Annotated in this window: 5 protein-coding genes; 3 read left to right on the top strand and 2 right to left on the bottom strand. The window is 72.7% G+C overall.

Annotated features, from left to right (window positions below):
• Both FV229_RS25625 and FV229_RS25620 read left to right on the top strand, forming a co-directional pair.
• A partial coding sequence (locus FV229_RS25625; RefSeq protein ID WP_246688346.1) for a sorbosone dehydrogenase family protein occupies positions 1-1,122 on the top strand: 1,122 nt, incomplete at its 5' end.
• Positions 1,119-1,688, top strand: coding sequence for a c-type cytochrome (locus FV229_RS25620; protein WP_147754626.1), 570 nt, complete (start codon positions 1,119-1,121; stop codon positions 1,686-1,688). The genes FV229_RS25625 and FV229_RS25620, both read left to right, overlap by 4 nt.
• A 42-nt stretch (positions 1,689-1,730) precedes the next feature.
• On the opposite strand, the gene FV229_RS25615 is transcribed toward FV229_RS25620, so the two are convergent.
• Positions 1,731-2,237 (bottom strand): N-acetyltransferase, encoded by a 507-nt coding sequence (locus FV229_RS25615; protein ID WP_147754625.1) that lies wholly within the window; start codon positions 2,235-2,237, stop codon positions 1,731-1,733.
• A gap of 39 nt (positions 2,238-2,276) precedes the next feature.
• Positions 2,277-3,473: an MFS transporter gene (locus FV229_RS25610; protein ID WP_147754624.1), complete on the bottom strand. Its 1,197-nt coding sequence runs from the start codon at positions 3,471-3,473 to the stop codon at positions 2,277-2,279.
• A gap of 98 nt (positions 3,474-3,571) precedes the next feature.
• On the opposite strand from FV229_RS25610, the gene FV229_RS25605 reads away from it, so the two are divergent.
• Positions 3,572-4,225, top strand: a 654-nt coding sequence (locus tag FV229_RS25605; RefSeq protein ID WP_246688345.1) for a helix-turn-helix transcriptional regulator, incomplete at its 3' end; no start/stop codon positions are given.

Below are 4,225 nucleotides of genomic sequence, written 5' to 3'. Positions count from 1 at the left end.
GCGCTCTTCGGCCGGCCCGAGGGCGGGGACGCCGCCAAGCTCGCGCCGATCGCCGCGCCGCCGCTCGCCACCGCCCTGGCCAAGCTCCCCCTCGACAAGCTGACCGTGCCCGAGGGCTTCAAGGTCGAGGTCTATGCCAGCGGCCTCGCCAACGCCCGCTCGATGCGCCAGAGCCCGGACGGGACGCTGTTCGTCGGCACCCGCGCGGTCGGCAAGGTCTACGCGATCCCGGCGAAGGTCGGGCCGGACGGGAAGCGCGAGGTCAAGACCATCGCCACCGGCCTGCACCGGCCGAACGGGCTCGCGTTCCACGAAGGGTCGCTGTTCGTGGCCGAGCTCTCGAAGATCTGGCGCTACGACGGCATCGAGGCCCGCCTCGACGACGTGCCGAAGCCGGTGCTGGTCTACGACGACCTGCCCAAGGACGAGGCGCACGGCTGGAAGTTCATCGCCATCGGCCCCGACGACAAGCTCTACGTGCCGGTGGGATCGCCCGGCAACATCACGATGCCGCCCGACACCCACGCCCAGATCCGGCGGATGGACCTCGACGGCAAGAACGTCGAGGTGGTCGCCCGCGGCGTGCGCAACACCGTCGGCTTCGACTGGAACCCCACGACGAAGCAGCTCTGGTTCACCGACAACGGCCGCGACTGGGTCTCGGAGGACATCCCGAACGACGAGCTGAACGTGCTGACCGAGCCCGGCAAGCAGCATTTCGGCTTCCCGTACTGCCACCAGGGCACCTTCACAGACCCGGAATACGGCTGGGGCCATTCCTGCGCCGAGTTCGCGGCGCCGGCGGCCCTGCTCGGTCCGCACACCGCCTCGCTCGGCCTGCGCTTCTACACCGGCGCGATGTTCCCGGCGGACTACAAGAACGCGATGTTCATCGCCCGGCACGGCTCGTGGAACCGTACGCGCAAGCTCGGCGGCGACGTGGTGGTGGCGCGGCTCGGACCCGACGGCAAGGTCGCCTCCGTCGAGCCGTTTCTTACCGGCTTCCTGCAGGACAACACGTATGTCGGCCGCCCGGTCGACGTGCTGGTCGCCCAGGACGGCGCGCTCCTGGTCTCGGACGACTACAACGGCGCGATCTACCGGGTCAGCGCCGCGAAATGATCCGATCGCTCGCCCCCGCGCTCGCCCTCGCGACGCTCCTCCTCGGGGCGGCCTCGTCCGCTCCGTTGGGTGAGCGCCTCGCACCCTGCCTCGCCTGCCACGGGGCGCAGGGCACCTCCGAGACCGAGGGCGTGCCCTCCCTCGGGGCGCAACAGGCCGACTACGTCGTCACGCAGCTGTTCCAGTTCCGGGAGCGGCAGCGCGAGGCGGCGCCGATGAACGAGATGGCCGCCGGTCTCTCCGACGACGACCTGCGCGCCTTCGCCGATGCCCTGGCCGCTTTGCCCGCACCGGTCGCCGCGGGCGGGCCGCCCGATCCGGCGCTCGCCGCGCGGGCGCAGGCGCTCGTGTCCAAGCACCAGTGCAACTCCTGCCACGGTGCCGACCTCGCCGGACGCGACGCGCTCCCGCGCATCCGCGGCCAGCGCGAGGACTATCTCAAGGCGGCGCTCACGGCGTATCGCTCGAACGCACGACCCGGCTACGATCCGGCGATGAACGAGGTCGCGCAGACGCTGAAGGACGACGAGATCGCCGACCTCGCCGCCTACATCGCGCGGCTCTGAGCCGACCTTCGGCGCGCTCGGCCCGTCAGCTCTTCCCGCCTGTCAGCTCCTACGGTCCGCCGCGACCGGCCCCTGCGCGGTGGCGAGGAAATCGGGCTTCAGTTCCAGGGCGAGGAAGCGGGCCGGGTCGACCGGGCCCGGGAGGACCAGCTGCCCGGCCGGCACGGGGCGGAAGCCGAAGCGGGCGTAGAACGGCGCGTCGCCGACGAGGATCACGAGGCCCTCGCCGGCCTCCGCCGCCGCAGTCAGGCTCGCCTGCATCAGCGCCGTGCCGACGCCGCGGCCCGAGAAGCTCGGGTCGACGGCCAGCGGCCCGAGCGCCAGGAAGCCGACGCCGCCGGCCGTCACCGGCGCCATCCGCACCGAGCCGACGAGGAAGCTGCCGACGGACGCCGTGACGCTGAGGTCGGCCCGATGCGTCGCGCCCTCGCGGAGCCGGAAGGCGGTGCGCGCGTAGCGCCCCGGCCCGAACGCGCGGGCGTGCAGCCGCTCGATCGCGTCGTGATCGTCGGGCGTCTCGGGGCGGATGACGAGGGAGAGGGCTTGCACGGTCTCCGCCGTAACAGGTTTCGCGCCGCGCCGCAGCCGCTACTCGGCGGCGGCGAGGACCGGCCGCGCGTCGCCCCGCACCAGCCGGTAGAAGCCGAAGGCGGCGACCCAGATCAGCGCGCCGAAGGCCGCCGCCATCCCGAGCACGAGGGGGAAGCCGCCGCGATCGTGCAGGAGGGCGATGACCGGGACCACGAAGCCGCTCGCGGTGAAGCCCACGAAGTAGCGCAGGCTGTAGGCCTTCGCGCGCTGGTGCGCCGGGACGTAGCGGGCGATCATCGCGTCGTTGATGACGACCTGCCCGTAGATCGCGGCGATCGCCAGCACCAGTCCGAGCAGCAGCAGCGGACCCGTGGTCGCCGCAGCGATCCCGAGGCCGACCGGCTGCAGCACCGAGAGGCCGAGGAACAGGCTCGGCAGGCCGAAGCGGTCGACGAGGCGGCCCATCAGCAGCTGGGTCATCGCGCCGAACACGAACACGGCGGTGGCGATCGAGCCGATCGAGGTGAGCGACAGGGCCTGCCCGACGCCCTCGTCGATCACCTTCGGCAGCGAGATCGTGGTGACGTTGAAGGTGATGCCGCCGGCGAAGATCGCCACGCCGAACATCGCCAGCAGGGCCATCGGGCGCGTCACCGGGATGACGCCCGCCGCGCCGGCCTTGCGCGCCTCGCCGTCGCCGTCGCCCGGCACCATCGCGACGAAGGCCGCGCCGCAGGCGAGGCACACGAGGCCCGGCACCACGAAGGCGGCCTGCCAGCCCAGCGTCGTCGCGAGCAGCGCGGTCGCCCCTGAGGCCGACGCCGCGCCGAAATTGCCCCAGACCCCGTTGATGCCGAGGTCGCGCCCGAGCCGCCTTGCATGGGTCACGAGCATGCTGGAGCCGACCGGGTGGTAGATCGCCGAGGCGAGGCCGAGCACGCAGAGCCAGACAGCGAAGGCGGTGGTGCTCGTTGCGCTCGCGACCCCGAGGCATGACAGGCCGTAGGCGAAGAAGAACACGGCGAGCATGTTGCGCCGGCCGAAGCGGTCGGCGAGCGAGCCCATCGGCAGCGAGCACAGGCCGAAGGCGACGAAGGCGCCGGTGGCGAGCCCGATCAGCTTGCCGTAGCCGAGGCCCGTCTGGCTCGCGATGGCGATCACCGCGGTCGGGTAGATCAGCAGCACGAAGTGGTCGAGGGCGTGCGCGACGTTGACGAAGCGCAGGGTGCGGCTGGAGAGGTCTTCCGGGCTCATCGCGGCATGTCCTTCGGGATCGTCGCTCGATATCCTGACCCGATGGACGGCGTCGGGCCGCAGATGTACGCTACCGGGCCATTTTGCGAGGGTGCGCGGTGCCGTTGCGATCGACCGACGCCGCCGACTACCAGACCGTGCCTCGCGCGGTCGCGGTGATGCCGAAAACCTTCGCCGCGGCGAGTCGGACCGACCGGCACTTCCACCCGCGTGCGCAGCTGCTCTACGCCACCGCCGGGCTGATGATGGCGTCGGCCGACGACGGCACCTGGGTCGTGCCGGAGGGGCACGCGCTGCTGATCCCGCCGCGCCTGCCGCATGCGGTGGCGATGCACGGGGCGGTGGCGATGTGCTCGGCCTACCTCGATCCGCGCGCCTTCGCCGCCGTCCCGGAACGCTGCCGGGTGATCGCGGTCTCGCCGCTGCTGGCCGCGGCTTTGGCGGCGCTGGCCGAGGAGCCGGTGCTGTACGACGAGGCGGGCCGCGGCGGGCATCTCGCCGCCCTGGTGCTCGACGAGGTCGGCCACGCGCCCGAGACGCCGCTGGCCCTGCCGCTCCCGCGCGACCCGCGCCTGCGCCGGGTCTGCCTCGGGCTGATCGCCGACCCGGCCTGCGCCGAAGACCTCGACGCCTGGGCGGAGCGGGCCGGGGCGAGCCGGCGCACGCTGACCCGCGGCTTCCGCCGCGAGACCGGCCTCAGTTTCGGCGACTGGCGGGCGCGGGCGCGGGTGATCCGCGCGCTGGCGCTCGCC

The organism is Methylobacterium sp. WL120 (assembly GCF_008039465.1).
Lineage (GTDB): Bacteria > Pseudomonadota > Alphaproteobacteria > Rhizobiales > Beijerinckiaceae > Methylobacterium > Methylobacterium cerastii.
This window is presented reverse-complemented; position numbering and strand designations above follow the sequence as displayed.

Excerpts from the sequence above, each read along its gene's own strand:
- FV229_RS25620 (WP_147754626.1), top strand. The coding sequence starts at position 1,119 with ATGATCCGATCGCTCGCCCCCGCGCTCGCCCTCGCGACGCTCCTCCTC.
- FV229_RS25610 (WP_147754624.1), bottom strand. The coding sequence starts at position 3,473 with ATGAGCCCGGAAGACCTCTCCAGCCGCACCCTGCGCTTCGTCAACGTC.